This is a genomic window from Streptomyces cinereospinus, from assembly GCF_042430725.1.
GTDB lineage: Bacteria > Actinomycetota > Actinomycetes > Streptomycetales > Streptomycetaceae > Streptomyces > Streptomyces cinereospinus.
The window spans coordinates 73,560-99,005 of the sequence record NZ_JBHMCY010000022.1; the positions used below are offsets into that span (position 1 = coordinate 73,560).

Genomic DNA, 25,446 nt, shown 5'->3' on the forward strand with positions numbered 1-25,446 from the left:
CGCAATCGCGGGGGCGATTCCACGTGAGTCAGTCCGTCCGGCTGCTTGTCGAAACCGATCCGGTTCTCCGCGGGGAACCGGCCGCAGGCACGGCTTCGGCGAACGGCACCGTCTCCGGCTGAGCAACCCCGCACTATCGTGAAGGGATCGATATGCAGCAAGGTTTCGAGATCGGCCAGCACGGCACCGGGGCCGGGACTCTCGTCACCGCCCGGGGCGACCAACCGCTGAACACCCTGGACCGCGCCTGGTTGCTGGGAGAGCTCGCCAAGTCCGGCTACCTGCTGTTCCGGGGCTTCGACCCGTCGATCGAGCAGTTCTCCGGGCTGGTGCAGTCGGTGTGCACCCGTACCACCCTCGATCCGGCACGGGAGTTCAGCGAGGGAAAGACGGTCCAGAAGGTCGACCTGGGCACCGACGCGGTCGGGCTGCACGTGGAACACGGCACCAACCCGCTCACGCCCGACGTCACCTGGTTCATGTGCGAGACCGCGGCCCGGGTCGGCTCCCAGACGACGGTCTGCGACGGCTACCGGGTCTGGGAGCGGCTCTCCGAGGAGACCCGGCAGCTCTTCCTGGACCAGGACATCCTCTACTCGCGGAACATCAGCGAGGAGGCCTGGCGGGCGCTGACCTCAAGCCTGCTCAACGGAGCCAAGCCGGACGACGAGATCACGGTCGACGACCTCATCGGACTGGCCAAGCTCTTCGGCGAGGACAAACTGCAGATCCGCGCCAACGACGACGGGTCGATCCACTACGTCTACAAGGTGCCGGCGGCGCACCCGACGCTCTTCGGCGAGCGGCTCTCCTTCGCCAACAGCATCCTCGGCCCCTCCTACCACTACGAGAAGCCCCGCATCGCCTTCGCGAACGACGAGGAGCTCCCGCAGGAGGTCATCGCGGAGATCGAGCGGGTGACCGCCGAGCTGACGGAGGACCTCGACTGGCAGGACGGCGATGTCGCGATCGTCGACAACACGCGTGTCATGCACGGGCGTCGCGCCATCGAGGACGCCGGTCGCCGCAAGATCTACGTCGCCCTCGGCTACGTCGACGACCAGCGCTGACGTCCCCCGCGGTGCCGGGGCGGCGACCGCCGCCCCAGCAGACGCACCCGGGGACGACGTACCGGGCGGGCAGTGAGCCAGGCAGGGCCTCACTGCCCGTTCGGGCCGCCCAGCCGTTTCCCGTGCCGGGCCTGCTCAATCGAAAGGAGTCCGTCATTTCCGCGCCGAAGAATTCCGTCAGCATGCTGCACGATGCGGCGTCCAAGCCGCTGCAGCGCCGTCTCAAGGACGACTGGTCCTATATCTACTGGAACGACACGGCACTTTTCTCGGAAGAGTACCAGGACACCATCTACTCCCTTCTGGTGGAGATCTCCACCAAGGCGTTCGGCGCGGACATGACGCCGTACTGGCACGATCGCAGAAAAGGGCGCTTCTTCGAGAAGGTCTCCAAGTTCTGCCTGCTGGTGGACCCGTTGGGCAACATCAGCGGATGGACCGGGTACCACCGGCGCATCTTCGGCAATGCGCACTGCCTTTACCTGGACTCCAGCGGCGTGCTCCCCGAGTCGCAGGGCGGCGGTCTGATGGGGCACGTGCACGCGCGGATGATCGCCTCGGAATGCCTCACCTACGCCCCCCGACCGGTGTATCTGGTGGCCCGTACGGAAAGTCCCGTGGTGTACCGCCTGCTGCGCAACGGATGCGGCGCCGAGAACATCTGGCCCGCCCCGGGCACCGGCGTCGACCGGCGGGTCGCGCTGATCGCCACCGACGTGGCGGAATGGCTGGGCCAGAGCGACAAGTTCGACCCGGACAGCCTGCGCATCCTCGGCGCCTACGACAATCTCGACGCCCTCTACGGCGATCTGCCCAGTTGCGGTGATCCCGCCATCGACACCTTCTTCCGTGAGACCCTCCGCCCGGAGGACGCGTATATCGTGATCGCCAAAGCGGGCCTGCCGCGGATCGCCCAGCAGTGGGGCAAGAGGGAGATCAAGGCGGTGCGTGCGCAGTCGAGGCGGCTGCCCTGGCTCGCCGCGAAGCCGGCGGGAAGGTGACGGAACCCATGGCCGAGGACACACCGGGCGAGTCCGGACTCGCCGAACGCGCCAAGGACGTACTGGCGCCCCTGCACGCCGGTCTCCTGGACGAGGCGGAGAGCCTCTACCTGGACCTGCACCGCCACCCCGAGCTGTCGCACCAGGAGGAGCGCACGGCCGCCCTGGCCGCCGACCGCCTGGAGAAGGCCGGCTTCGACGTCGTCACCGGCATCGGCGGCCACGGCGTGGCGGGCGTACTGCGCAACGGCGACGGCCCCACCGTGATGCTGCGCGCGGACATGGACGCCCTGCCCGTGCAGGAGAGCACGGGACTGCCGTACGCGAGCGAGCGGCGTGCCCACGACGACGAGGGCGAGGAGGTCCCGGTCTCCCACGCCTGCGGCCACGACGCCCACACCAGCAGCATGCTCACGGCGGCCGCCCTGCTCGCCCGCGCCCGGCACGCCTGGCGCGGCACCCTGCTGGCCGTCGCGCAGCCGGCGGAGGAGACCGGCGACGGAGCGCAGGCGATGCTGGACGACGGGCTCTACAGCCGGGTCGGCAAACCCGACGTGGCCCTCGCCCAGCACGTCGTACCGCTGCCGGTCGGCATCGTGGGCCACCGGTCGGGCCCCATGATGGCCGCCTCCGCGGTCGTGAAGGTGAGGATCTTCGGCCGTGGCGCCCACAGTTCCGCGCCGCAGGCGGCGATCGACCCCGTCGTGATCGCCGCTCACGTGATCACCCGGCTGCAGACCATCGTCGCCCGGGAGACGGACCCGGCCAGCTGCGCGGTGGTGAGCGTCGGCACCCTGCACGCCGGCACGAAGCCCAATATCATCCCGGAGACCGCGGAGCTCGGGATCAGCGTGCGCTGCTACGACGACGCCCTTCAGGAGCAGTTGCTCACCGCCATCAAGCGCATCGTGGCGGCGGAGGCCGCGGCTTCCGGAGCGCCCCGGCCCCCCGAGGTCGAGGTGACCGAGGGCGTCCCGGTCAACCACAACTCCCCGGAGTCCACCAGCACGGTCCGCGCCGCCCACGAGGCCTGCTTCGGGGGCCGGGTCATCGAGATGCCGCTGCTGGCGGCCAGCGAGGACTTCCCCTACTTCGGCGCCGCGGGCGCCGGCACCCACTACGATGGCACGGCGGTCCCCACCGTCTACTGGGTCGTCGGCAGCACCTCGATGGAGGCGTGGCAGTCGGCCCCCGGCGAAACTCCGCAGGAGAAGGTGAAGAACCTGCCCACCAACCACTCACCGCTGTTCGCCCCGGACCCCCGGCCCACGCTGCTCACCGCGTCGGAAGCCATGGTGACGGCCGCGCTCTCCCACTTGGCCGCCCCCGTCAACTAGGACCCACAGGTGTCGACGAAACCCACCCAGCGGATCGGATACCGGGAAGCAACCGCCCTCGGTGTCGGCGGCATCATCGGCGCCGGTATCTTCGTCCTGAGCGGGACCGCCAGCGGTCTCGCGGGCCCCGCGGTGGTCGTCTCGTTCGGCATCGCCTTCGGGGCGTCCCTCATCCTCAGCCTCTGCTACGCGGAGCTGAGTTCGATGCACGACGACTCGGGAGGACCGTACGCCTACGCCAAACGGCACCTGCCGCCGGCCGTGGCGACCGTCGTGGGGTGGGCCAACTGGGGCGCGTGGATCTGCGCCAGCGCCTACGTCGGCATCGGCGTGGGGAGCTATCTCCACCTGCTGGTGCCGGCCCTGAGCCAACCGGTCGCCTCCGCCCTGGTGATCGCCGTCTTCACCTGCCTGAACCTGCTGGGCATCCGCTTCTCGGGCTCGGTGCAGTTCGTCGCGCTGATCCTCACCGTGATCGTGCTGCTCGGCTTCATCGCCGTGGGGACCGCCCATGTCGACACGGCCCTCTACACCCCGTTCATGCCGCACGGGTGGAACGGCGTCATGCAGGCGGCCCTCATCGGTTTCCTCGCGCTGACCGGCTGGGACGCGATCGTGGTGTCGGCCGAGGAGATCGAGCACCCCCGCCGGACCATCCCCCTGTCGATCCTGACCAGTCTCGGCATCTCCTTCGTCCTGTACGCCGGGCTGCTGCTGATCAGCAACGGGATCGTCCCGTGGAACGAGCTGGGCGCCTCGGAGACCCCCGTGGTGGACGTCAGCCGGGTCTTCTTCGGCTCGCAGGGGCCGCTCGTCGTCAACTGCATCGTGCTGTTGGCCCTGTTGGCCGCGGTCAACGCCAACCTGATCGTCATCTCGCGTGCCTCGATGGTGCTGGCCCGCGACCGGTTGGCTCCCCGCGTACTGAACCTCAACCTCACCGGCAGGCAGGTTCCCGTCGTCGCCATCGTGTGCGCCGGGGTCGCACAGACACTGATGTCGATCGCGGGGAACCTGCGCTTCGCGGTCTCCTCCACGGGCTTCCTCTACACCCTGACCTTCATCACGTCGATCCTCGCCCTGTTCAAGGCGCGCCGGCACGGCGTCGGCGCCTCGTTCAAGGTGCCGCTCTACCCCTTGGTCCCGGCCCTCGCGCTGGTGCTGTGCTTCGTCTTCATCACCTCGGCCGGCGTCGCGGGCATCCTCACCGGCGTCGGATGGATCGCCGTCGGCCTGTGCTACGCGCACTGGCGCCGGCGCAACGAGCCGGACGAGCGGATACGGCTGCTGTCCCGGGGGGCCGGCACCGGCTCCGCGTCGAGGACCGACGTGCTGAGGTAGCGGAGGACCGGGGTCCCGGGCTGCCCGCCGTCCGCGAGGATCAGCCCACCGAGGCGGCCGGCGGCGTCCACCGGCGGCCGCGGGGCACCATGCTGGAGACGCCGTAGTCCTTCTTGAGCTGCTCGGGGATGGCGTAGTGCATGACGCGTCCCCGGGTGAGGGAGGACAGTTCGAAGACGGTGGTGAGGTGGCCCAGGCGGTCCAGCGCCCAGGCGCCGAGCGGCGAACGGTCCTCGATGGTCTCCAGGACGCCGAGGAGGTGGGGCACGGCCCTGACCACCGTGTCCCAGGGAGTGCGGGGCACCTGGAGCCAGTCGGCGCAGGTGTCCCCGACGAGGTGGCGGACGAGGGCGGAGACGATGGGGTCGAAGAAGGTCCCGGGCACGACCTCCTCGTAGAGATCGATCAGCTGCCGGGTCAGGTGCGCGCCCTCCTCGGACGGCCCCATGTGCCGGATCATGTACAGGTCGAGGAACTGCCGGGCCTCGTCCAGCGTCCGGGGGACGGCGTCCTGGCCGACGCCGAGCATCGCGCCCACCACACGCCAGGCGTAGTAGTAGGCCTCCGCGCCCTCCTGCGACATGTGGATGCCCAGGCGGTGCAGGGAGTCCAGCACGAGCAGGGAGAAGAACATCTGCCCGCCGATCATGTCCTCCTGGCAGATCGGCGTCCCGAGCGCGTCGGTGTCCCACCGGTCCTCGCGTACGAGGTGATGGCGGATGGCGGCGTGCAGCAGCCGCACCTTCTGCGCGGCGGGGACGAACCGGCTGCCGGCCTCGAAGGCGCCGGGCTGCATCAGGTGGACGGTGAACTGGCCGGTCTCCGCCATCCGTTTGGCGGGGTACTTCAGCCCGTGGGTGGCCGACAGCAGCCGTGCCACGTGCGGTACGACGTAGCAGGCGGGCATCGAGGCGAAGGACAGGGCGGTGGAGATGTGCACGTTGTTGTCGATGAAGAACAGCCGGGCCTTCTCCATCTCCGCCCAGTCGACCCAGGACGGCGGCACGCCGGTGGCCCGCAGGTACTCCCGGGCCACGTCGGGCAGCCCGTCCGGCAGGGGGGCGCCGGCCGTGGAGACGAAGCGCATCAGCGTGTTGAACGTGCCCACCTCCCCGCGGTCGAACAGGGCGGCGACGGTGGCGTCGGCGAGTTCGTCGCCGGTCCGTCGCAGGGCGTCCAGGGACGCCTCGGTGTAGGTCATGACGCAACTCCTGGTCGTGGGGTCGTGAACGGGCTCGGACGGGGTCGTGCACGGCGGTGACGCGTCGGCCCGGTTCAGGACAGTCGGCTCGTCGCCGAACGCGCCAGCTCGGTCAGGGCGGCTGCGGCGTGCGCGGGCACGTCCAGCTCGTGCAGGGCGTCGAGAGCCTCCTCGACCCGTGCGGAGATCATGTTCTCGACGCGGTCCGGCGTCCCGAGCCGGCGCATCACCTCGCGCACCGCCCGCAGCCCGTCGCCGTCCGGGTCGCGGCGGCCCAGCAGGGCGCGGAGCCGCTCGCGGTCGTCCGGGCCGGCGACCCGCCAGGTCTCCGCCAGCAGGGCCGTCGGCCGGTGTCCGCGGACGTCGTCCGCGTTCGCCTTGCCGGTGCGGTCCGGGTCGCCGAACAGGCCGAGCAGATCGTCCCGCAGCTGGAACGCCTCGCCCAGCGGCAGCCCGTACGCGGAGTAGCCCTCGCGCTGACGCGCCCCGGCACCGGCCAGCGCGCCGCCGATCAGCAGGGGCTGCTCCACGGTGTACTTGGCGGTCTTGTACCGGATCACCTTCAGCGACGCCGCCGTGTCCGGTTCGGCTCCGGTGTGCAGGATCTCCAGGCACTCACCGGCGATCAGTTCGCGTGCCAGCAGCGGCCACAGGGGGCGGGCCCGCGCCAGGTACGCGGCGGGCAGACCGCAGGTGGCGAACAGCTGCCCGGCCAGGGACACCAGCAGATCCCCGACCAGCATCGCGAGCGACCTGGCGGCGGCGACGGCACGCGGGCGCCGGCGTACGGCACCGCGCAGGGCGACGTGCGCGGTGGGCCGGCCGTGCCGCAACGGGCTGTCGTCGATGAGGTCGTCGTGCACGACCGCGGCGGCGTGCAGCAGCTCCATGGAGGCCGCCGCCCGCACCAGCGCGTCGCTGTCCGGCTGCCCCACCGCGCGCCAGCCCCAGTAACAGAACGCCGCCCGCAGCCGCTTGCCGTCCGCGACCACCGCCGTCAGCTGCCCGGCCACCGGGTCCAGCGCCGGGTCGACGGCCGCGAACCGCTCGGCCTCCTCGGCGACGAACCGGTGGAGCACCTCGTCGACGCGGGCCTTGAACGCGGCCGGCTCCCACCGTTCAGACGTCATCGGTGCCCCGCCGGGCCCTCGCGTGCCGGGCGAGCACCTCCAGGTGGGCCGGGGGGACGGTGCCGTACCGGTCCAGCACCAGGCGCCCGCGCGCCACCAGGTCGTGCTCGGCCTGCGCGGCCAGCTCCGCGGCGTCCGAGCGGCGCAGCAGCCCCCGTACCGTCCCCAGGGCCGATCCGAGCGTGCTCACCGCCAGTTCGGCCAGCCCGGCCACCAGCAGGACCGCCCGTTCGTCCGGGCTCCCCGACGTTCCCACGTCTCGCGTCATGCGACTCCCCACCCCACCGCACGTGCGACCGGCGCCGGTCGCGCACGGTCCGTCCCAGCATCGCGAGGCACCCGGAGGATCAGCGGAGGAACTCACGATCGGGTGAACACCCGAAGAGTTGTGCGGATCGCCATCGGTGCACGCCCGCGCCCAGGCGGTGGTCGGGGGAGGGACGGTGTGGCCGCGCGCACGGCTCCGTGGACGGCGCGGGCCGGGCGGGCACCCCGGGCGGAACGCGGCCCGGCGCAGGCGTGGACCTCCGCGTCCGGTCGCGGAGTCGGTGCGGCGGCGCACACCGCGTCGGTGGGTGTGCCCGAGCAGTCGGGCCCCAGGTCCAGCAGCGCCCCTCGGCCTCGCTCGCCGTGATCACCGCGTGGACCGGAGCGGCGTCCGGCAGCGCCACCGGAAGCGCGGCGACGACGTGGATCGTCCCGGGGCCGGCCGGTTCGACGGCACCCTCCGCCGGGCGGGCGGCCCACCCGCGCACCGGCACACCCGCCGCGGCGGCCGGCTCCGCCCCGCCGCCGCAGGCACGACGGGCGGGTCTACCCGGCCGCTTCCGCCGGGCCGGAATCGGGGTCCAGGGCCTGGCCGAGGGTGGGATAGCAGGCGACCACGGCGTCGAGGCCGACGATTTCGAGCACCCGCTGGACCGGGGCGGCGAGGGCGGCCAGGCGGACCCAGCCCTGCGTCCCGGCGGCTTCCTGGTGGGCGGCGACCAGGGTGTTGATGCCGCTGGAGTCCATGAAGGTGACACCCCGCATGTCCAGCACGGTCCGCGGGGCGGTCGCGTCGCCGCCCAGGATCAGCGCCCGTTGGAACTGAGGGGCGGTGTCGTGATCGATCTCGCCGCGTACGGTGAGAACGCGGATGCCGTCGGTGGAGGCACTGGTGATCGACAGCCGGTTCTCGTCCGTGCTTCCGCTGATCTCTGCCACACTTCCCTCGACAACGCTCGATGATGCTCCGGCCAGTACAACCGTCCGTAAGGCTGCCCGAGCATGGTACGGGCGATGCATCCGGTTGGCCCGGCCACGGGCACACGACCGGTCTGGGCGGTACGCGCCTGGGTAGACGGTGGGTGTGAACGGGGTGATTATGACGGGCAAGACGACCGCGGACGACCGGGGGGAGCGCAGGACGAGGGGGCAGGACGCCGGTCCGGTGGAGACGACCGCGGCCCTGACCGGCGACGGCGCGTGCATCGCCGAGGCGCGGCACCTGGCCGCCGACTTCCTGAGCCGGGCGCGGACCGGCCACGGCCGCGCCGTGCCGGCCCGTACGGTGGACCTGGCGCAGCTGGTGGTCAGTGAACTGGTCACCAACGCCCGCAAGTACGCGCCCGGCCCGATCGTGCTGCGGCTGCGGATCGCGGGCGGCGTGGTGGAGGTCGAGGTGTGGGACAGCGACCCGGTGCTGCCGACGGCACGGCGGGCCGACCCGCAGCGGATCGGCCAGCACGGCCTGGAGATCGTGAAGGCCATAGCCCACGATCTGACCATGTGTCCGGAGCGGGTCGGCAAGCGGATCACCGCCAGCATCACGCTGGAGCCCGACCAGGAGGCACCCGGCCGCGGGTAGACGGCCCGGGCGCATGCGGGCGGACCGGGGCCGCGCGGGGTGGCGGGCGTGTGCGCCTGGCGGTCGCCGTGCCGTCTGCCGCTACCGGTGGCGGATGTGGAGGTGGTTGTCGTGGTTCGGGCAGCTCGTGGTCGGCCCTTCCGCGATCGGCCCTTCCGCGATCGGCTGCGGATCGCTGGAGAAGATCAGCTCGGCATGGCCGGAGGCCTTCGCGCGGCTCCCCTGCACGAGCCGGCGGGTGGCCGCGCGGCCGTACGCCGACGGCTGCCAGGTGAGGCGCCCGGCGGTGCACAGCGCCGAGTCGGTGCGGATCGGCCACACGCCGACGTCCGTCCCGACCTCGTGGCCGGCGCGGCCGGGGACGTCCCCGCCGTGCTCGGAACCGGCGTCGCCGACCGGCAGTCCGCCGTCGCCCGGGCCGGCTCAGCCGGCGGCGGCTGCCACGCCGGTGCCCCGGCTGCCGTCGCCGGCCGGCGGGAAACCGGTCTGGGAGAAGGCCTGCGCGGGCGGGCCCGCTCCCGGAGGCAGCCCGGCCGGCGCGGTGAACAGCGCGATGACGCGCCCGAGTCGTCCCGTGGTGCCTTCCTCACCTTCCTGCCTGGAGGGCGCCCCAGGTCGCGGGGCCGGCGATGCCGTCGACGCCCAGCCCGCGCGAGGACTGGTAGTCGCGGACGGCCTGCGCGGTGCCCGAGCCGTAGACGCCGTCGATGGCCACCGTCCGGCCGAGCGCGGCGGTCAGGCTGCGCTGCACACGGGTGACGGCCTCTCCGGCCGAGCCGCTCTGGACGGTCGGGGTGGTGCCGCGGGACAGCAGCGCGGTCCAGGTCCTGGCGCTGACCACGCCGTCCGCCGTGAGCCCCTTGGCCGCCTGGAAGTTCCTGGCGGCGGTGGCGGTGCCGGGGCCGTAGATTCCGTCCGGTGCGCCGGGGTGGTACCCGGCGGCCTCCAGCAGGCACTGGGCCGCCGTGACCAGGTCGCCGGTCGAGCCGCTCCGGACGGTGGGGTACGCGGTGAAGTCGAGGTCGACGCGGGTGCAGCCGGGCTGCGGCGCGGTGCCGGCGCCCACGTCGAGCTGGTCGCGGTCGATGGTGATCGAGTAGCCGCCGTAGGACTCGGTGACCTCGCCCGCGTACTGGTGGATACGCTGGTGGTCGGACCAGTGGGCGGACGGCGCGTAGGGACCGGTGCCGGTGTCGGCGGCGCCGTTCCACCAGGCGTAGAAGATGTGGTCGACGCGCGTGTAGGCGCTGTTGTCGTACTCGCCGGCCGCGTCCCGGATGCCGGAGGCGGCGCTGGAGTAGAAGCCGGACAGGTAGCCGCTGCTGCGCAGCCGCTCGGTCCAGCCGGACAGGTACGACAGCACGGCCGCCTTGCAGGAGGTGGTCGAGGTGTACGCCTCGATGTCGCTGTAGATCGCGCTGCCCGGCGGGATGCCGAGGCTCGACGCGGCGCTGACGGCGCCGGCGGCCGCGGTGACACCCTGGGACCTGGCCGTCGCCGGGTCGGTGGACATCCGCAGCGAGTAGCTCGTGCACGGTGCCTGGCGGCCGACGTCGATGGGGATCAGACGCCATCCGTCGGCGGTCTGGTCGGTGACCCAGCTCGCGGTCAGGTTGGGCTGGGCGCAGCCGCGGAAGGAGCCGCTGATGTAGACGCCGACCGCGCTGTACGGCGACCTGGCCCGCCAGGCGTTCATGGCGGCCCGCGAGGGCGCGGCGCAGGCGTCGAAGCCCTTGCCGAGGTAGATGCCCGGCTGCGGGCCGGCCGCCGTCAGGGGAGCGGCGCCGGACCGCTGCTCGGCGGGGGGCAGCCCGGTGCGTTCGGCGTCCGCGGTGAGCCGGGCCGAGGCGAGGACGCCGCGCACCAGGCCCTCGGTGTCCGGGGTGTGCGCGGCGGTGACGAGGACCCCGGCGTCCTCGACCGCGATCTGAAGGGTGCCGTCGCTGGACGCGGCGGACGGGGCGGTGGCCTTGCCCCGTGCCGCCCGCGCGGTCGCCGCCGCGGCCCGGCCGGCGGAACGGGCGGTGATCGGCTCGACGACGATGCCCGCCGTCCGGCCGACGACCCGGGCGGGGCAGTCGTTCTGGCCGGCGGGCTCGCCCAGGTAGACGGCGGGTCTGTCGAAGCGGAGGCAGGCGCGGGGGTTCCCGGCCAGATCGACCACCCGCCAGTCGGCGGGCACCTCGATGCGGTAGCCGTGGTAGGCGACGGTCCGGTGGCTCCCGGGCGGGGTGTCCGCCCGGGCGGGGCCGGGGACGGCGAGCGCGCCGATCCCGGCGGACAGCGCCAGCAGGGCCGTGCCGGCGCGGACGCGCCGGCGGTGGCGTGACGACATCAGGCGACTCCTGCTCGGTGCGGGGGAGAGCGAGGGGGAGCGGGGCGGCTGGTCTGTTCCGTGCGGGGGAGAGAGGGGACCAGCGGCGCGACGTCCCGGCGCGGACGGTCTGCTCCGCGCCGGGACGAGCGGTGGGCGTGGCACCGGGCGGTCAGATGCCGCAGCTGGGAGCGGACCAGGAGCGGCTGGTGCGCCCGTCCACGTGGGTGTGGTCGTCGTGCCCCGGGTAGCCGGGGCCGTAGATGCCGCCGAAGCCGTGGTAGCGGGCGCGCTGCGCGAGCCGGCAGAAGGACGGGCTGCCGACGAGGTCGGCGGCGTCACCGTACAGGTGCCGGCTGTTCGAGGCGCCGCCCACCGCGCTGTTGCAGGAGTACGAGCGGAAACCGCTGGTCACCACCAGCGGCGTGTCGCCCATCGCGCGCCGCATGGCCTCCAGCTTCCACATGGTGCGCAGGGCGTTCGACTTGGCCGTCGCCGCGCTGACCGCACCGCCGGACCAGTCGGAGTTGCACTTGTTCAGCTCGGCGTAGGTGAAGTGGACCGGCGTGCAGTCCGGGTCCTGGAGCGCGTAGATCCTGCTGAACGTCTGGGGACCCGCGACCCCGTCCGCCGGCAGCCCGTAGGCCGCCTGGAACGTGGCGACCGCGGCCCTGGTGCGCGGGCCGAAGTCGCCGTCGACGGAGAGGATCTCGCCGTGGTCGACGTGCCCGGCCACCCGGACCTGCAACTGGGTCACGTCGGAGCCCGACATGCCCTCCGACAGGGTGCGGCTCCAGGTGTAGCACTCGTCGGCCCGGGCCGGGCCGGCGGTGACCAGCACACCGCCCGCCATTGCAGTCATGGTCATGACAATTGAGAGGAGTAGTCGGACCGTACGTCGCACCATCGTGCCTCCGCCTCGAACACAGGTCTCCGGCAAGGGATCGAGGCGAGTCTGGCCGCCGCGGCCGCCCCTGTCCACACCGCCACCGTCCGCCACAGGACCAGACCTCCGGCGCACCCCGACACCGGGCGGCGGCAGTCGGGTCAGGGCCGGGCCGCCGCCCGGCCGTCGACGGCGATGTCCAGCCGGCCGGCCACGGTCGTGAGGGCCGCCCCCAGGGGGAGCGCGACCCGGGTGAGGGCGTGCCGGTCGCCCCGGGTCGGGTCCCGGTTGACGATCAGCACCGGCTTCCCGGCCTGCGCCGCCTGGCGGACGAACCGCAGCCCGGACATCACCGTCAGCGAGGACCCCAGGACCAGCAGCGAGGCCGCCTCGTGGACCAGCCGGCGGCAGTGCTCGACCCGCTCCGGCGGCACGTTCTCGCCGAAGAACACCACGTCCGGCTTGAGGACGCCCCCGCAGACCGTGCAGGGCAGCACCTGGAAGTCGCCGACCTGCTCGTCGGTGAGGTCGGCGTCTCCGTCCGGGTTGATGGCGGCGGCCACCGGCGCGAAGCCCGCGTGGCGCTCGGCGAGCCGCCGGGCCAGCTCATGGCGCGGGCTGACGGCGCCGCAGGACAGGCAGACGACCCGGTCCAGGCTGCCGTGCAACTCCACGACGCCCTCGCTGCCGGCGGACTGGTGCAGACCGTCGACGTTCTGCGTGATCACACCCGCCAGCAGGCCGCGCCGCCCGAACGCGGCCACCGCCCGATGCCCGGCGTTGGGGCGGGCGCGGCCGAAGACGCGCCAGCCGAGATGGCTGCGCGCCCAGTACCGGCGCCGGGCCCGGGCGTCGGCGGTGAAGTCCTGGAAGGTCATCGGAGTGTGCCGGCTCAGGCTCCCGCCCTCGCCCCGGTAGTCGGGGATGCCGGACTCCGTGGAGAGGCCCGCGCCGCTGAGCACCAGCACACCGCCGGCGCGCAGCGCGTCGGTGACCGGCCGCAGATCCGTGGTGCCCGGCGGCAGGTCCTCGGGCGGGGTCCAGCTCAGGGTGGGGCGCATGCGCATGCCGCCAGGGTACGGAACGGGCCGCCCGGGCCGGTCACCGATCGGCACGGCAGCGCGCCGTGCGGGGACGCGACGTTCGCTGCGGCGCCCCGGTGACCACCGGGGCCGGCCCGCGCGCCGACTCCCCGGAACGAGGTCGGACGGCGAGGTTTACGGGGCAACCGGACAGGGAGCAGCCGCCGCACGACAAGGAGCGTCCACACGATGGGTACTGCCGTCCACGTCCCGCAGACCCGGGACATGATCGGGGACGAACTCTCCGGCGACGAGGCGTTCACCGCCCTGCGCCACTACGGAGGGCTGCGGCTGCTGGCCGACTCGTTCGCGCGGTTCCGTTACGCGGACGGCTTCACCAACGCGCGGGCCCTCGCCTTCCAGGTGGTGCTCGGGCTGGTTCCGTGCACCGTGGCGCTGGTCGGACTGGCCACGTCGGTGCACACGGAGGGCGTGGGCCGGATCATCGAACTCACGCTCGGCCGGATCGTGCCGGGCGCCAGCGCGGAGATCGTCGAGGACGCCTTCGAGGGGACGCGGCGCACCGCCGAGGGCAGTGTCTGGAGCACGCTCGCCCTGTGGCTCGGTCTGGGCTTCGCGCTGCTGAACCTCGCCTCGGCCATGGGCCAGATCGAGCGCGGCGCCAACCGCATCTACGGCATCGAGCGCGACCGTCCCTTCCCGCGCAAGTACGCGCGGGCGATCGTGCTCGCGCTCGCCGCCGGACTGCCCCTGGTGCTGGGCTTCGTGGTACTCGTCGCCGGTGAGGCCGTGGGCGACGCGGTGGCGGCCTCCGCCGGCCGGGAGGGCAGCGGGCCGCAGTGGTGGGGCGTGCTCGACGTCCCGGCCGGGCTCGCGCTGGCCTGGATGGCCTCCGCGGTGATCTTCCGCTGGTCGCCCCGCCGTGACCAGCCCGGCTACACCTGGCTGGCCTTCGGCTCGGCCGTGCACCTGCTGCTGTGGGTGTCGGCGACGTGGCTGCTCGCGCTGTACGTGGAGGAGAGCGGCGCCTTCGGCGCCGTGTACGGCCCGCTCACCGCGTTCATCGCCCTGTTGCTGTGGGCCAACCTCACCGCCGTCGCGCTCTTCCTCGGCATCGCGTTCGCCGCCCAGCTGGAAGCGGCCCGCGCCGGTGTGGAGTCGGCTGTCCGGCCGGACCCGGGACCGGGTGCGTGAGGCCGGCCGGCGGCGCGGGGGCCGTCGCGTCCTCAGCGGCCGGACGGCGGCGGGGGCCGTCGCGTCCTCAGCGGCCGGCCGCGGCGGTGACCGTCGCGGGATCCACTCCGGTCAGCTCGACGACGCGGTGCGGTGGCACGCCGGCGGCCAGCGCCCGCCCGATGAGGTTGTCCCGGCCGTCCGCGCAGTCGCGGTAGGCGAGCAGGTCCTCCTCGATCCGGGCGAGCGGCTCCGGCGCCAGCCGGTGGCGGACGCGGTTCAGCTCCTCGTCGCTGAGCGGGACGGGCAGCCGTTCCGCTCCCTCGGGCACGCCCGCCGTCTCCTCCGGCGGCAGCAGGCGCAGGTGCGGGGAGGCCGCCGTGGTCCCGTGGGCGTCCAGCCACGCGCGGACCGCGGGGGTCTCCAGGCAGGCGAGCCCGCCGACGGCGGCGGGGGCCACACCGAGCGGCGCGGACGCGTCGTCCAGCAGGAACAGGTAGGCGTCGTCGGTCATCCTCGACTCCTTCGCAAGGGGGGTGGTCGACCTCCCATTACCCCGCCGCGCCCGGATTACCGCCGGATCGCCGGCCCAGCGACTTCCCCTCCATCCCGTCAAGGTCGAGACGTACCGGTCCTGCCGGCGGTGCTGGTGCTGTCACCGCTGCCGCTGCTCGCCGTGCTGGGCGGAATCGTCGCGTGCCTCGCCACCCGGGTGCGCCCGGTGGGCGTGCCGCGCGGTGCCGGGCGGGCCCTGTGCGCCCAGGACCCGGAGTTCGGCCGCGCCGTCTCCCACTGGGTCGGCCACGTGGTCGCGGACCGGCTGCACGCGTCGAGGATCCGGCTGCTGGACCTCTACGCCCCCTACGGCAGCGGCAGCCGGACATGAGCCCGACGCCACGCCGGTGAGACCGGCGCTACCTCTCCTCCCCCACGGGCACCCGCCACACCACCCGCGCGCCACCCCCGGCCGCCCCGGTCACCTCCAGTGAGCCGCCCAGCTGCTCCGCCCGGTCGGCCATGTTGCGCAGGCCGCTGCGGCGGCCGCCCGGCGGGATGCCGACGCCGTTGTCCGCGACCGTGAGGGTCAGGGTGCCGTCGTCGGTCTCCAGGACGACGTCGGCGCGGTCCGCGCGGGCGTGCCGGGCGATGTTGGTGAGGGCCTCGGACAGGACGGCCAGGACATGGCCGGCGGTCTCCCGGGGGACCTGGGTGTCCAGCAGGCCCTCCATGCGGAGGCGGGGCGCGAAGCCGAGCACCGGTGCCGCTTCCCCGACCGCCCGCACCACCCTGGCCCGCAGCCCCTGCCCGACCGCGTCGTCACGCGAGCGGAGCCCGAAGATCGTGGACCTGATGATCTTGATGGTCTCGTCCAGGTCGTCCACGGCCCGTGCGACCCGTTCCGACGCCTGCGGGTGCTCGATGAACCGGCCGGCGCTCTGCAACGTCATGCCGGTGGCGAAGAGCCGCTGGATCGCCAGGTCGTGCAGGTCGCGCGCGATGCGGTCGCGGTCCTGGAGCAGCGCGATCTGCTCGGCGTCCCGGCGGCGCTCGGCGAGCTCCATGGCGACCGCGGCCTGGGCGGCGAAGCCCTGGAGCGGTTCGGTCTCCTTGCCGGAGAACGCCGTCCGGCCCGCCGGGCGGACCAGCAGCACGACTCCCCGGACGCCGTCCTTGCCGCCGATGGGCACCGCCACCGCCGGGCCGAGTCCGGCCACCCGCTCGGGACCGGACGGCACCCGCTCGTCCCCGGAGACGTCCGGGCCGGTGACCGGGGCCCCGGTCGAGAAGGCGCGGCCGATGAGGCCGTCGTCGGCCGGGAGCACCCGGCCGGAGTGGACCTCGGCCTCCTGCCCGATGGCCAGTTCCACGGTGAGGGAGCCGGTGTGCTCCACCGGCACCGCGACCACGGCCAGCGCGGCGCCGGTGTTCTCCATCGCCCGCTCGGCGATCAGCGCGAGCACCTCGCCGCGTCCGCAGCCGGACAGCAGCCGGTGGGTGATCTCCGCGCTCGCGCTCAGCCAGCGTTCGCGCAGCCGGGACTCCTCGTAGAGCCGCGCGTTGTCGATCGCCACCCCGGCCGCCACGGCCAAGGTGGCCAGGACCGACTCGTCGTCCTCGTCGAACTGCGCCCCGCCGCGCTTCTCCGTCAGGTACAGGTTGCCGAAGATCTGGTCGCGGACGCGGATGGGGACGCCGAGGAAGGTGTTCATCGGCGGGTGGTTCGCCGGGAAGCCGTACGAGGCGGGGTGCGCGGAGATCTTCTCCAGGCGCAGGGTCTCGGGCTTGCGGATGAGCTCGCCGAGGATGCCGTGCCCCTCGGGGTAGTGGCCGATCCGGGCGATGCCCTCCTCGCTGATGCCCACGGTGAGGAAGTCCGACAGCCGCCTGCCGTCCGGTCCGATCACGCCGAGGGCGGCGTACTCGGCGTCCACCAGCACGGCCGCGGCCTGCACGATGCCGCGCAGCGCCTGTTGCAGGTCCAGCTCGCGGCCGACCGAGAGCACCGCCTCCAGCAGGCTGTGCACACGGTCGCGGGTGCCCCGGGCCGTGTCCAGGCGGGCCTGGAGCTCCGCCAGGAGCTCGTCCAGCCTCAGCTGCGGCAGCCGCACCCGGGCGGCGTCCCCGCGTTCCTCGGGGCTTGTCACCGCTGTTCCTCCAGGTCCCCTCGTCGTCCCCGCGGACCGGACGTACCGGTCAGCTGCCACGGTATCGGCCGGGGCCGGAGACGGCAGGAGAACGGGCCGGTGCCCGGGCCGGGCGCCGATCGGCAGCCGCCCGGCCCGGCCGTCAGTGCCCTTGCTGCCGCAGCCGGTCCCGCGCCTGCGTCGCGATGACGGCGGCCTGGACGCGGCGCTCGACGCCGAGCTTGGCGAGCATGCGGGAGATGTGGTTCTTGACGGTCTTCTCGGCGAGGTAGAGCCGCTGCCCGATCTGCCGGTTGGTCAGGCCCTCGCCGATCAGGGCGAGGATCTCCCGCTCACGGGCGGTCAGCCCCGGCAGCACGTCCGGCTCGGGCGCCGGCTGCTGCCCGCCGCGCAGCCGGGCCATCAGCCGGGTGGTGGCGCTCGGGTCGAGCAGCGACTGGCCGCGGGCCACCGTCCGGACGGCCGAGACCAGGTCCGAGCCCTGGATCTGCTTCAGCACGTATCCGGACGCGCCGGCCATGATCGAGTCCAGCAGGGCCTCCTCGTCGTCGAAGGAGGTCAGCATCAGGCAGGCCAGCTCCGGCATGCGCGACCGCAGCTCACGGCAGACGGTCACGCCGTCGCCGTCCGGCAGCCGCACGTCCAGCACCGCCACCCGCGGACGCAGGGCGGGCACCCGGGCGAGGGCCTGTTCGGCGGTGGCGGCCTCGCCGACCACGGTGATGTCCGGCTCGTCGTCCAGCAGGTCGCGGACCCCGCGGCGCACCACCTCGTGGTCGTCGAGGAGGAAGACGCGGACCGGGGTCCCGGCGCCGCTGCGCTCACTGTCCGACATGGCCTGCTCCCGTCGCGCGCCGCCGTCCCCGTCCGGAGGGGGACGGCTTCCCCTGCTCACGATCCTGCGCGCGTCCGGGACGAAGGGCCAGGGCCGGTCGGCCCCGTTTCCGCGCCGCTTCGGGACGGGCCGGCGTCTGGCTTCGCGTCGTTGCGGGTCCGCGCCGCTTCGGGTCGGGCCGGCGTCTGGCCCCGCGCCCGTGCGGGTCCGACGCCGGAGACGTACCGGACCGCGGGGGTCCGGCTGCGGAACGCAGGCAGAGGCGGCGAACACGGCGTCGAGCCGCATTCCCTCCGCCGGCCGCGCCCGAGGGCCGTGCCGCCGGCCCCGGCCTGCGGAACGGCGTCCGCGGCGACCCGGACGCCCCCGCAGGACCGAGGCCGGGGAACAGGCGGGGCCCCTTCGAGGAGGGGACACCGCCTGGCCGCCGCCCCGGATCGCCGTCAGCCGATGAGCGCCCGGGCGCGGTCCCGGAACGCTTCGTCCTGGTGGATGAGGCGGTCCTCCACTCCCGAGCGGACGACCCGGGCGTCGCCTTCGGCGAGGACGGTCAGGCGACGCAGGTGGGCCGGCGGCAACCCCGCGGTGCCCAGGGCCTCCAGGGCGTCGCACGCGCCCATCGGATCCGCCTCCTGTTCGGCGGAACGCAGGACGAGGTCGGCGAGTGCCGCGCGGTCCGGTGTGGCGGGGGCTGCCACGGCGGTGAGGGCCAGCACGGCGGCCGGCACCTGCACCGGATGGCCGAGCAGGGCTTCCAGCCGGGAGGTGAGGGGGCGCCCGGCGGGGCCGAGGAGCGCCGTCGCCCGTGCGGCCCGCACCACGGCCCACTGGGACCAGGAGTTCCGTGCGGCCCGGGCGAAGACCGAGTCCAGGGCGTCGACGACCACCGAGGCCTCCCCGGTGATGTGCCACAGGGCCTCCGCGACCGCCGTGTCCGCGTCCAGGGCGGGTGTGGTCGTCCCACCGTCCGCTCCGCTCAGCGCCGCGCGCAGGGCCGGTGCCAGGGCCTCGGCTCCGGTTCCGAGCCCGGCGGCCGCCGACGCCGCGTCCCGCACCCCGCGCCCACCGCGCCGGAGTTCCCGCTCCAGCAGGAACACCAGAGGGTCGAGGTCGCCCACGAGGTCGTGCAGGGCCCGCGCGGCCCGGACCGAGCCCTTCTCGGCCACCGCTCGCAGGAAACGCGCCGCCCGGGCGCGTTCACCGGGGGCCGTGTCGCGGGCGACGGCGGCGATCGCCGGGGCGGCCTGGTCCGGGATGTGCGCAAGCGCCTCGTACAGCTCGGGCAGCGCCGCCGAGGCCCGGCCGCCCCATCCGGTGACCAGCGCCGTCAGCTGCCAGGGTTCGTTGCCGCTCAAGGCCTCGGGCCGGGCGAGACGGGACCGGACCGCGCCGAGGAGCGCGCTGTCGTAGGGAAACGTGGCACGGTTGCGGTCCAGGAGCCCGACGGCAGCGGCGAGTGCCCGCGGCCGCCGGCCGAGCCCGGCGGCCAGCAGCGGCGCGGCCTGCGCCGGGGCGACACGGGCGAGCGCGGCCAGCGCGCGGTCGGCCTCGTCGTCCGCCTCCTCCGGGTTCCGGCCGGCCGGCGGGACCAGGACGTCCGCCAGCGACGCGGCGACGGGGCCGAGGCGTCCGAGCAGCGACGCCATCGCGAGGACGGCGTCCTCGTCGACGGCGGCCGAGCGAAGGGCGTCCAGCAGGCGCCGCGGCGCCGCGCGGGAGAGCGCGCAGGCGCGTTCGGCCGCCCACAGGGCCTCGGCCCGCACCTCGGCCCGCGGGTCGCGCAGGGCGGCGTCGACCAGCTCGAACGCCGCCTCCCGGTCGGCGTCACCGCCCCGCCTGAGCAGCGTTTCCACGACGGCCGCGAAGGGTTCGGTGCGGTCGGGATCGAGCCCTCCGGTGAGCCGCCCGGCCGGCAGGACGGACAGCAGGGCCGTGTGGTGCGCCTCGGTCCACGGCAGGCCCGCATCGAGGCAGGCGAAGACGGCGGCCAGGCTCACCTCGGCCGGCGGGGAGTCCTCCAGGACGGCGGCCGCCTCCGCCGCGCCGGCCGCCGGGTCGAGCCGGGAGATCCCGGCCAGGGCCTCCGCGCGCACCACCGGCTCGCTCTCCTCCTCCCACCGCGTCCGCAGGTGGGGGAGCACCGGTGCCGACGCACGGGTGTGGGACACCGCCCACACGGCGACCCGGCGCACCTGCGGCTCCACGGAGTCCAGCAGGGGCAGGAGCAGGGGCAGTTGCCCGGTCACCGCGGCCCGGACCGCGCCGGGTGCCACACCGTGCTCGTCCTCGCTCTCGGCCAGGCCGCCGAGCAGCGTCAGCACGTCCGCCACGTGGTGGCCGGCTGCCGCGATCCGGGCCAGGAACGGCACCACCTCCGCGCTGGCGGTGTAGACCGTCCCCTGGTGCAGCACGCTGCCGTACAGCTCCGACAGGGCTTGGCCCGCAGCTCGCGGGTCGGGACCGGCCAGAGCGCGCAGCAGTCCGGGCAGGTCGTCGGCGCTGCCGTAAGCATGGTCGAAGGAGGACCAGGGACGGGTGTGCAGGCCGTCGAGCGGGTGTACGAGTTCCATGGCGGGCATCGTGCCAGCCACCTCTGACATCGGCTCCCGCCGGGCATCATGACGGCATGGCCGCCTTGCCCTCCGCGCCGCTCGCCGTCGACCACCGCGGCAACGCCCTGACGTGCTTCGTCCACGGGGCGGAGGACGCGCCGCCCGCCGACGCGCCGCTGCCCTTCGCGCTGGTGGCCCTGTGGCGGGACGATCGCGTCCTGATGGCCTTCAACCGGTTCCGGCAGGACGGGGAGCTGCCGGGCGGAATGATCGAGCCCGGCGAGACCCCGCGCCAGGCAGCTGCCCGTGAGCTGCTGGAGGAGACCGGCCACGGGCCCGGCGGACCGCTCCGCCTCGTCGGCTACGCCCGCTACCTCCTGGCGCCCGAAGGCGGAGGAGGTCGACGGTGATCTGGCCGCCGACGAGACCGCCGAGGGTGCCGTCACCGGCGCGCGGAGTACGGCGCCCTGTTCACCGGCCGGACAGCTGACGGCCAGGGGGAGTTCCGCCCGAACGACGAGATCGCGGCAGTCCGGTGGTGGAACCCGCGCGAGTCGCTGCCGGGGCGGTTGCAGCCGCTGGACGCCTGCCTCGCCGAGCTCAGCCGCCCCACACCCCCGCACGATGGCCGCCGCTGAACTTCGGCCAGGAGTGGACTGTTTGAGCCACCGAAAGATCAATAATCTGCTCCTCGACGGCACGCATCTACTTCGAGGAGTTCCGTGTCCACTGCTCAGCCGGTGCCCGACATCCTCTCGCCCGAGTTCGCGGCGGACCCCTACCCCGCGTATGCGGTGATGCGCGAGAAGGAACCCCTGATCTGGCACGAGGCCACCCAGAGTTACATCATCTCCCGTTACAGTGACGTCGAGCGTGTGTTCAAGGACAAGAAGTCCGAGTTCACCACCGACAACTACAACTGGCAGGTGGAGCCCGTCCACGGCAAGACGATCCTCCAGCTCAGTGGCCGGGAACACGCGGTGCGGCGTGCCCTCGTGGCCCCCGCCTTCCGTGGCAGTGACCTCCAGGAGAAGTTCCTGCCGGTCATCGAGCGCAACTCGCGCGAACTCATCGACGCCTTCCGGCACACCGGCTCCGCCGACATCGTCGGCGACTACGCGACACGCTTCCCGGTCAACGTCATCGCGGACATGCTGGGTCTGGACAAGGCCGACCACGACCGTTTCCACCGCTGGTACACCGCGGTGATCGCGTTCCTGGGCAACCTCTCCGGGGACCCCGAGGTGACCGCCGCGGGCGAGCGCACCCGTGTCGAGTTCGCCGAGTACATGATCCCGGTCATCCGCGAGCGGCGGGACAACCCCGGTGACGACCTGCTGTCCACGCTCTGCGCCGCCGAGATCGACGGCGTCCGGATGAGCGACGAGGACATCAAGGCGTTCTGCAGCCTGCTGCTGGCCGCCGGCGGGGAGACCACCGACAAGGCGATCGCCGGCATCCTGGCCAACCTCATGCTGCACCCCGACCAGTTGGCGGCCGTCCGGGCGGACCGCAGCCTGATCCCCGCGGCCTTCGCGGAGACGCTGCGCTACAGCCCGCCGGTGCAGATGATCATGCGGCAGTCGGCCACCGAGGTCGAGGTCTCCGGCGGCACCATCCCCCCGGGCGCCACGGTGACCTGCCTGATCGGAGCCGCCAACCGGGACGAGCGCCGCTTCCGTGACCCGGACCGGTTCGACATCTTCCGCGACGACCTCACCACCACCTCGGCGTTCTCCGCCGCGGCCGACCACCTCGCCTTCGCGCTCGGCCGGCACTTCTGCGTGGGCGCGCTGCTGGCCAAGGCGGAGGTGGAGATCGGTGTGAACCAGCTGCTCGACGCCATGCCCGACCTCCGTATGGCCGACGGGTTCGACCTGGTCGAGCAGGGCGTCTTCACCCGCGGTCCGCAGTCACTGCCGGTGCGCTTCACCCCGGTCACCGGCTGAGTGGCGAGCAGCGGCGGCCGCCCCACGGTCATGTCCTCCGCGCGCCGGCGATCTCGGGGTTCGCCCGGCCGGCCCGCGGAGGGCGGGTTCACTGCACCGACGGCGTGAACCGCACCGGCAGCGTGGTCAGTCCGCGCATCCAGACCGACGGACGCCAGGTCAGCTCCGCCGCATCCACGGCCAGCACCAGGTCGGGAAGGCGCTCCAGCAGCGTCTCCACCGCCGTACGCGCCATCACGTCCGCCAGGAGCGGCGCCGGGTAGGGGCAGCGGTGCTCGCCGTTGCTGAAGGACAGATGAGCCGAGTTCTCGGCGCCGACGTGCGCCTCGGGCCAGATCTGCGGGTCCGTGTTGGCCGCCGCGAGGCCGAGGACGAGGCAGTCGCCCTCGCGGATGAGCCGCCCGCCCAGCTGGGTGTCGCGCACGGCCCAGCGGCCGATGAAGTTCTGGGTCGGCGTGTCCAGCCACAGAACCTCGTTCAGCGCGTCACCGACGCTGACCCGGCCGCCGGAGACGTTGACGGCGAAACGCTCGTCGGTCAGCAGCAGACGCAGGGTGTTGCAGATCCAGTTGGCGGTCGGCTGCTGGGCCGCGGCGATGACGGAGATGAGGTCCTGGACGACCTCCTCGTCGCTGAGGCCGGCCGGGTGGTGCAGCATGCGCGAGGTCACGTCCGGTCCGGGACGCTCCCGCTTCTCCTTCACCAGCTCCGTGATGCGCTCCCCGACGCGCAGGTACGCCGCCACCGGGTCGTCGCCCTCACCCGCGTCGAGCGAGATCCGCAGATCCTCGACGAGCTGCTCGGTGCCCGTGGTGCCCTGCGGCACACCGCACATCCACAGCACCGCGCGGGCCGGCAGGGCGTGCGCGTACGTGCTCATCAGCTCGGCCTGACCACTGCCGGCGAACGAGGCGATCAGCTGCTCGGCGATCACCTGGCACTGACGGGTCAGTTCGAACTGGTCGACCCCCTCCAGCGCCTCAGTGATCACACCGGCCCGGCGCTGGTGCTCCTGGCCCTCGGTGAACAGCACGGACGGCTGGTGGCCGACGAACGGCAGCAACGGCCAGTCCTGCGGGATGTTCGGCCACTGGTTCCAGCGCCGGGAGTCCCGCGCGAACAACTCGTCATGGCTGGTCACATAGCTGACCTCGGGGTAGCCCAGCACCAGCCAGGCGGGGATGCCGCCGTCGAGCAGCACCGGCGCGACCGCCCCGTGCTCCCGGCGCATGGTGCGGTACAGCTGCGACGGCGTCTGCTGGTACTCCAGGCCGCCCAGGTGCACGGCGGAGGCGTGCGCGGGGCAGCCCGGCGGAGGCGTGTCGGCGGACGGGGCGCCGGTGTGGTCGCTCACGAGGTCCCCTCCCGGGAGAGTGCCAGTGTGTAGAGGTGGTTCACCAGGGTGATCAGGACGTCCTTGCCCGAGGACCTGACCCGCGCGTCGCAGTCGACCATGGGTATGTGGTCGCCGAGTGCCAGCGCCTGACGTATCTCCTCCAGCGAGAACCGGCTCTCGTCGCCGTCGAACCTGTTGACGGCCACCACGAACGGGGTCTTGTGGTGTTCGAGCCGGTCGATCGCGTACCAGGAGTCCGCCATGCGCCGGGTGTCGACGAGGACGACGGCGCCCAGCGTGCCGGCGAACAGCCGGTCCCACAGGAACCAGAAGCGCTCCTGGCCCGGGGCGCCGAACAGGTACAGCACCATCCGCTGGTTCAGGCTGATGCGCCCGAAGTCGAACGCGACCGTCGTCGTCGTCTTGCGCTCCACGCCGGCCGTCTCGTCGACGCCCTGACCGGCCTGCGTCATCACCTCTTCGGTGTTCAGCGGACGGATCTCGCTGACCGACCGGACCAGGGTGGTCTTGCCGACGCCGAAGCCGCCCACGACGACGATCTTCAGACCGGTCTCGGCGTCATCGGCCAGCGGTGTGCGCTGGGAGGGCACCTCAGAGGTTGCGGAGCCCATGGAGCACCTCCTGGAGCAGGGCGGTTTCGGGGAGGGCCGCGACGGACGCGGCCGCGCGGGGGTGGCGGGCGCTCACCTTGCCCATGGCGTGGAGGTCGCACAGCAGGATCCGTACGACGGTGATGGGCAGCCTGAGCTCGGCCGAGACCTCGACCAGCGCCGTCGGATGCCGGCACAGCTCGAGGATCCGCACGTGCTCGGACTGCATCCCCGCGGTGGGTTCGCACTCACTGACGATCAGCGTCACCAGGTCGAACGAGTCGTCGGCTTCGCTGCGTCCGCCGGTGACCGTGTAGAGCCGGTCCGGGACGCCGATGTCAACCGGTTCGTTGATCACGTCGGGGTACCGGGGGTGACTGGTGTGCGCGGTTCGGCCCGCAGGTGGTCGCCGATCTGCTCCACCAGCTCGGTCATCTGGTGGCCGACCACGCCCGGGTCGGCGCTCTCCTGCGCGATGACCGCGAGGTGCGCGCCCTCGCCGGCCTCCACGATGAACAGCAGACCGCCGTGGAACTCGGTCATGGAGTGCCGGACACCGCCCGAGCCGTCACCGAACTCCACGGAGGCGCCCTGCGCGAGAGCCTGGATGCCGGAACATATGGCCGCCAGCTGGTCGGCCTGGTCCAGGGACAGGTTGTCCGTCCAGCACAGCTTCAGGCCGTCCCGGGACAGGACGAGTGCGTGACGGGTACCTGGCGTGCGCTCCAACAGGTTCATCAGAAGCCAGGTCAGGCTGTTGTCGGTGGTCTCCATGACAGGCGGGACGGGATCTGACCGGTCGAGGGTCACCCGGCCCGTACCTCCAATCCAACGGGGTGCGCGATTCAGTGCGGGGGTGAGGGCCGAGGGCCCTGGGCAGTGCGAGGGGCCGGGCTCTAGCCGTCCGCCCCGGCGGCGGTCTCGGGTCCGCCGGCGCCGGGGGCGTCGGCGGGGGAGGAGGCCTCGGAGGGGCCCCCGGCCTGGCGGCCGCGGTGGAAGGCGCCGAACCGGCTGCCGGCGTCGCGCGCCGCACCGGGCGCGCCGGGCTCCTGCCGGGCGGACTCGGCCGAGGCCTGCGGCCGCCTGCGCTCCGCCTCGGCCATGGTGTGGCCGGGGGCCCGCACGGGCAGCCCGTTCTCGGTGGCCGCGACCGGCCTGCGGGAGGCGTCGGCG

The 25,446-nt window shown here is 73.4% G+C and carries 24 protein-coding genes and 3 pseudogenes; 9 read left to right on the forward strand and 18 right to left on the reverse strand.

Translation table 11 applies throughout. The features are described 5' to 3' along the window. The first annotated feature begins 152 nt into the window (after positions 1–152). The 4 genes from ACFF45_RS14200 (at position 153) to ACFF45_RS14215 (ending at position 4,749) form a co-directional block, all read left to right on the forward strand. On the forward strand, positions 153–1,070 hold the full coding sequence (locus ACFF45_RS14200) for a TauD/TfdA family dioxygenase (protein WP_381346228.1): 918 nt from the start codon (positions 153–155) through the stop codon (positions 1,068–1,070). Between the two features lie 182 nt (positions 1,071–1,252). Then, positions 1,253–2,071, forward strand: coding sequence for a hypothetical protein (locus tag ACFF45_RS14205; RefSeq protein WP_381346230.1), 819 nt, complete (start codon positions 1,253–1,255; stop codon positions 2,069–2,071). Positions 2,072–2,079: 8 nt separating this feature from the next. Further along, positions 2,080–3,408 carry an amidohydrolase gene (locus ACFF45_RS14210; protein ID WP_381346231.1) on the forward strand — a complete coding sequence of 443 codons (1,329 nt, stop codon included), beginning with the start codon at positions 2,080–2,082 and terminating at the stop codon, positions 3,406–3,408. A 9-nt stretch (positions 3,409–3,417) separates the two neighbouring features. Further along, positions 3,418–4,749, forward strand: a complete 1,332-nt coding sequence (locus tag ACFF45_RS14215; protein WP_381346233.1) for an APC family permease — start codon at positions 3,418–3,420, stop codon at positions 4,747–4,749. Between the two features lie 40 nt (positions 4,750–4,789). Here the strand turns inward: ACFF45_RS14215 and ACFF45_RS14220 are convergent, their stop codons facing one another. The 5 genes and pseudogenes from ACFF45_RS14220 to ACFF45_RS14240 all read right to left on the reverse strand — a co-directional run bounded on the left by ACFF45_RS14220 (position 4,790) and on the right by ACFF45_RS14240 (position 8,286). Beyond that, entirely contained in the window at positions 4,790–5,950 is a 1,161-nt protein-coding gene (locus ACFF45_RS14220; RefSeq protein WP_381346235.1) for an oxygenase MpaB family protein, read from the reverse strand. Positions 5,951–6,024: 74 nt separating this feature from the next. After that, the gene (locus ACFF45_RS14225; protein ID WP_381346237.1) at positions 6,025–7,080 is read right to left on the reverse strand and encodes a polyprenyl synthetase family protein; all 1,056 of its coding nucleotides are present in this window, start codon (positions 7,078–7,080) and stop codon (positions 6,025–6,027) included. After that, positions 7,070–7,348, reverse strand: a complete 279-nt coding sequence (locus ACFF45_RS14230; RefSeq protein ID WP_381346239.1) for a polyprenyl synthetase — start codon at positions 7,346–7,348, stop codon at positions 7,070–7,072. The genes ACFF45_RS14225 and ACFF45_RS14230 overlap by 11 nt, the downstream gene beginning before the upstream one ends. 92 nt (positions 7,349–7,440) lie before the next feature. Next, a pseudogene (locus ACFF45_RS14235) lies at positions 7,441–7,871 on the reverse strand (adenosylcobinamide amidohydrolase); the annotation flags it as partial. 22 nt (positions 7,872–7,893) lie between these two features. Then, positions 7,894–8,286, reverse strand: coding sequence for an STAS domain-containing protein (locus ACFF45_RS14240; RefSeq protein ID WP_381346241.1), 393 nt, complete (start codon positions 8,284–8,286; stop codon positions 7,894–7,896). A gap of 160 nt (positions 8,287–8,446) precedes the next feature. Here ACFF45_RS14240 and ACFF45_RS14245 point away from each other — a divergent pair, with 160 nt between their 5' ends. Next, positions 8,447–8,929: an ATP-binding protein gene (locus ACFF45_RS14245; protein ID WP_381346243.1), complete on the forward strand. Its 483-nt coding sequence runs from the start codon at positions 8,447–8,449 to the stop codon at positions 8,927–8,929. 81 nt (positions 8,930–9,010) lie between these two features. On the opposite strand, the gene ACFF45_RS14250 is transcribed toward ACFF45_RS14245, so the two are convergent. The 4 genes from ACFF45_RS14250 to ACFF45_RS14265 form a co-directional block, all read right to left on the reverse strand. Continuing rightward, positions 9,011–9,250, reverse strand: coding sequence for a hypothetical protein (locus ACFF45_RS14250; protein WP_381346245.1), 240 nt, complete (start codon positions 9,248–9,250; stop codon positions 9,011–9,013). 265 nt (positions 9,251–9,515) lie between these two features. Continuing rightward, entirely contained in the window at positions 9,516–11,264 is a 1,749-nt protein-coding gene (locus ACFF45_RS14255) for a glycoside hydrolase domain-containing protein (protein ID WP_381346247.1), read from the reverse strand. Positions 11,265–11,415: 151 nt separating this feature from the next. Beyond that, complete coding sequence (locus ACFF45_RS14260) at positions 11,416–12,150, reverse strand: D-Ala-D-Ala carboxypeptidase family metallohydrolase (protein ID WP_381346249.1); 735 nt, start codon at positions 12,148–12,150, stop codon at positions 11,416–11,418. Between the two features lie 140 nt (positions 12,151–12,290). After that, complete coding sequence (locus ACFF45_RS14265; RefSeq protein WP_381346251.1) at positions 12,291–13,196, reverse strand: NAD-dependent protein deacetylase; 906 nt, start codon at positions 13,194–13,196, stop codon at positions 12,291–12,293. Positions 13,197–13,400: 204 nt separating this feature from the next. Between ACFF45_RS14265 and ACFF45_RS14270 the strand changes: the two genes are divergently transcribed. Next, positions 13,401–14,366 carry a YihY/virulence factor BrkB family protein gene (locus ACFF45_RS14270; RefSeq protein ID WP_381346252.1) on the forward strand — a complete coding sequence of 322 codons (966 nt, stop codon included), beginning with the start codon at positions 13,401–13,403 and terminating at the stop codon, positions 14,364–14,366. 67 nt (positions 14,367–14,433) lie between these two features. Here ACFF45_RS14270 and ACFF45_RS14275 read toward each other — a convergent pair whose 3' ends face one another. After that, positions 14,434–14,859 carry a DUF6003 family protein gene (locus tag ACFF45_RS14275; protein WP_381346254.1) on the reverse strand — a complete coding sequence of 142 codons (426 nt, stop codon included), beginning with the start codon at positions 14,857–14,859 and terminating at the stop codon, positions 14,434–14,436. A 225-nt stretch (positions 14,860–15,084) separates the two neighbouring features. Between ACFF45_RS14275 and ACFF45_RS14280 the strand changes: the two are divergent. Beyond that, positions 15,085–15,231 (forward strand): annotated as a pseudogene (locus ACFF45_RS14280) (regulator); the annotation flags it as partial. Between the two features lie 28 nt (positions 15,232–15,259). On the opposite strand, the gene ACFF45_RS14285 reads toward ACFF45_RS14280, so the two are convergent. The 3 genes from ACFF45_RS14285 to ACFF45_RS14295 form a co-directional block, all read right to left on the reverse strand. Then, positions 15,260–16,990 (reverse strand): sensor histidine kinase, encoded by a 1,731-nt coding sequence (locus ACFF45_RS14285; protein WP_381346256.1) that lies wholly within the window; start codon positions 16,988–16,990, stop codon positions 15,260–15,262. Positions 16,991–17,132: 142 nt separating this feature from the next. After that, the gene (locus ACFF45_RS14290) at positions 17,133–17,825 is read right to left on the reverse strand and encodes a response regulator (RefSeq protein WP_381346258.1); all 693 of its coding nucleotides are present in this window, start codon (positions 17,823–17,825) and stop codon (positions 17,133–17,135) included. Positions 17,826–18,268: 443 nt separating this feature from the next. Continuing rightward, positions 18,269–20,395 (reverse strand): hypothetical protein, encoded by a 2,127-nt coding sequence (locus tag ACFF45_RS14295; RefSeq protein WP_381346260.1) that lies wholly within the window; start codon positions 20,393–20,395, stop codon positions 18,269–18,271. A gap of 56 nt (positions 20,396–20,451) precedes the next feature. On the opposite strand from ACFF45_RS14295, the gene ACFF45_RS14300 reads away from it, so the two are divergent. Both ACFF45_RS14300 and ACFF45_RS14305 read left to right on the forward strand, forming a co-directional pair. Next, positions 20,452–20,787 (forward strand): NUDIX domain-containing protein, encoded by a 336-nt coding sequence (locus tag ACFF45_RS14300; protein WP_381346262.1) that lies wholly within the window; start codon positions 20,452–20,454, stop codon positions 20,785–20,787. A 312-nt stretch (positions 20,788–21,099) separates the two neighbouring features. Continuing rightward, a complete protein-coding gene (locus tag ACFF45_RS14305; RefSeq protein WP_381346263.1) occupies positions 21,100–22,326 on the forward strand; it encodes a cytochrome P450 in 1,227 nt (408 codons plus the stop codon). An 88-nt stretch (positions 22,327–22,414) separates the two neighbouring features. On the opposite strand, the gene ACFF45_RS14310 is transcribed toward ACFF45_RS14305, so the two are convergent. The 5 genes and pseudogenes from ACFF45_RS14310 to ACFF45_RS14330 all read right to left on the reverse strand — a co-directional run. Continuing rightward, entirely contained in the window at positions 22,415–23,680 is a 1,266-nt protein-coding gene (locus ACFF45_RS14310) for a cytochrome P450 (protein WP_381346264.1), read from the reverse strand. Continuing rightward, positions 23,677–24,294 (reverse strand): GTP-binding protein, encoded by a 618-nt coding sequence (locus ACFF45_RS14315; RefSeq protein WP_381346266.1) that lies wholly within the window; start codon positions 24,292–24,294, stop codon positions 23,677–23,679. The genes ACFF45_RS14310 and ACFF45_RS14315 overlap by 4 nt, the downstream gene beginning before the upstream one ends. Then, positions 24,275–24,631 carry a DUF742 domain-containing protein gene (locus tag ACFF45_RS14320; RefSeq protein ID WP_381346267.1) on the reverse strand — a complete coding sequence of 119 codons (357 nt, stop codon included), beginning with the start codon at positions 24,629–24,631 and terminating at the stop codon, positions 24,275–24,277. Before ACFF45_RS14320 ends, ACFF45_RS14315 begins: the two co-directional genes overlap by 20 nt. Continuing rightward, positions 24,628–25,047 carry a roadblock/LC7 domain-containing protein gene (locus ACFF45_RS14325; protein ID WP_381346269.1) on the reverse strand — a complete coding sequence of 140 codons (420 nt, stop codon included), beginning with the start codon at positions 25,045–25,047 and terminating at the stop codon, positions 24,628–24,630. The genes ACFF45_RS14320 and ACFF45_RS14325 overlap by 4 nt, the downstream gene beginning before the upstream one ends. A gap of 122 nt (positions 25,048–25,169) precedes the next feature. Next, positions 25,170–25,446 (reverse strand): annotated as a pseudogene (locus ACFF45_RS14330) (ATP-binding protein); the annotation flags it as partial.

Excerpts from the sequence above, each read along its gene's own strand:
- ACFF45_RS14230 (WP_381346239.1), bottom strand. The coding sequence starts at position 7,348 with ATGACGCGAGACGTGGGAACGTCGGGGAGCCCGGACGAACGGGCGGTC.
- ACFF45_RS14270 (WP_381346252.1), top strand. The coding sequence starts at position 13,401 with ATGGGTACTGCCGTCCACGTCCCGCAGACCCGGGACATGATCGGGGAC.
- ACFF45_RS14225 (WP_381346237.1), bottom strand. The coding sequence starts at position 7,080 with ATGACGTCTGAACGGTGGGAGCCGGCCGCGTTCAAGGCCCGCGTCGAC.
- ACFF45_RS14255 (WP_381346247.1), bottom strand. The coding sequence starts at position 11,264 with ATGTCGTCACGCCACCGCCGGCGCGTCCGCGCCGGCACGGCCCTGCTG.
- ACFF45_RS14220 (WP_381346235.1), bottom strand. The coding sequence starts at position 5,950 with ATGACCTACACCGAGGCGTCCCTGGACGCCCTGCGACGGACCGGCGAC.
- ACFF45_RS14210 (WP_381346231.1), top strand. The coding sequence starts at position 2,080 with ATGGCCGAGGACACACCGGGCGAGTCCGGACTCGCCGAACGCGCCAAG.
- ACFF45_RS14290 (WP_381346258.1), bottom strand. The coding sequence starts at position 17,825 with ATGTCGGACAGTGAGCGCAGCGGCGCCGGGACCCCGGTCCGCGTCTTC.
- ACFF45_RS14315 (WP_381346266.1), bottom strand. The coding sequence starts at position 24,294 with ATGGGCTCCGCAACCTCTGAGGTGCCCTCCCAGCGCACACCGCTGGCC.
- ACFF45_RS14245 (WP_381346243.1), top strand. The coding sequence starts at position 8,447 with ATGACGGGCAAGACGACCGCGGACGACCGGGGGGAGCGCAGGACGAGG.
- ACFF45_RS14275 (WP_381346254.1), bottom strand. The coding sequence starts at position 14,859 with ATGACCGACGACGCCTACCTGTTCCTGCTGGACGACGCGTCCGCGCCG.
- ACFF45_RS14260 (WP_381346249.1), bottom strand. The coding sequence starts at position 12,150 with ATGGTGCGACGTACGGTCCGACTACTCCTCTCAATTGTCATGACCATG.
- ACFF45_RS14265 (WP_381346251.1), bottom strand. The coding sequence starts at position 13,196 with ATGCGCATGCGCCCCACCCTGAGCTGGACCCCGCCCGAGGACCTGCCG.
- ACFF45_RS14325 (WP_381346269.1), bottom strand. The coding sequence starts at position 25,047 with ATGGAGACCACCGACAACAGCCTGACCTGGCTTCTGATGAACCTGTTG.
- ACFF45_RS14295 (WP_381346260.1), bottom strand. The coding sequence starts at position 20,395 with ATGGAACTCGTACACCCGCTCGACGGCCTGCACACCCGTCCCTGGTCC.
- ACFF45_RS14205 (WP_381346230.1), top strand. The coding sequence starts at position 1,253 with ATGCTGCACGATGCGGCGTCCAAGCCGCTGCAGCGCCGTCTCAAGGAC.
- ACFF45_RS14300 (WP_381346262.1), top strand. The coding sequence starts at position 20,452 with ATGGCCGCCTTGCCCTCCGCGCCGCTCGCCGTCGACCACCGCGGCAAC.
- ACFF45_RS14200 (WP_381346228.1), top strand. The coding sequence starts at position 153 with ATGCAGCAAGGTTTCGAGATCGGCCAGCACGGCACCGGGGCCGGGACT.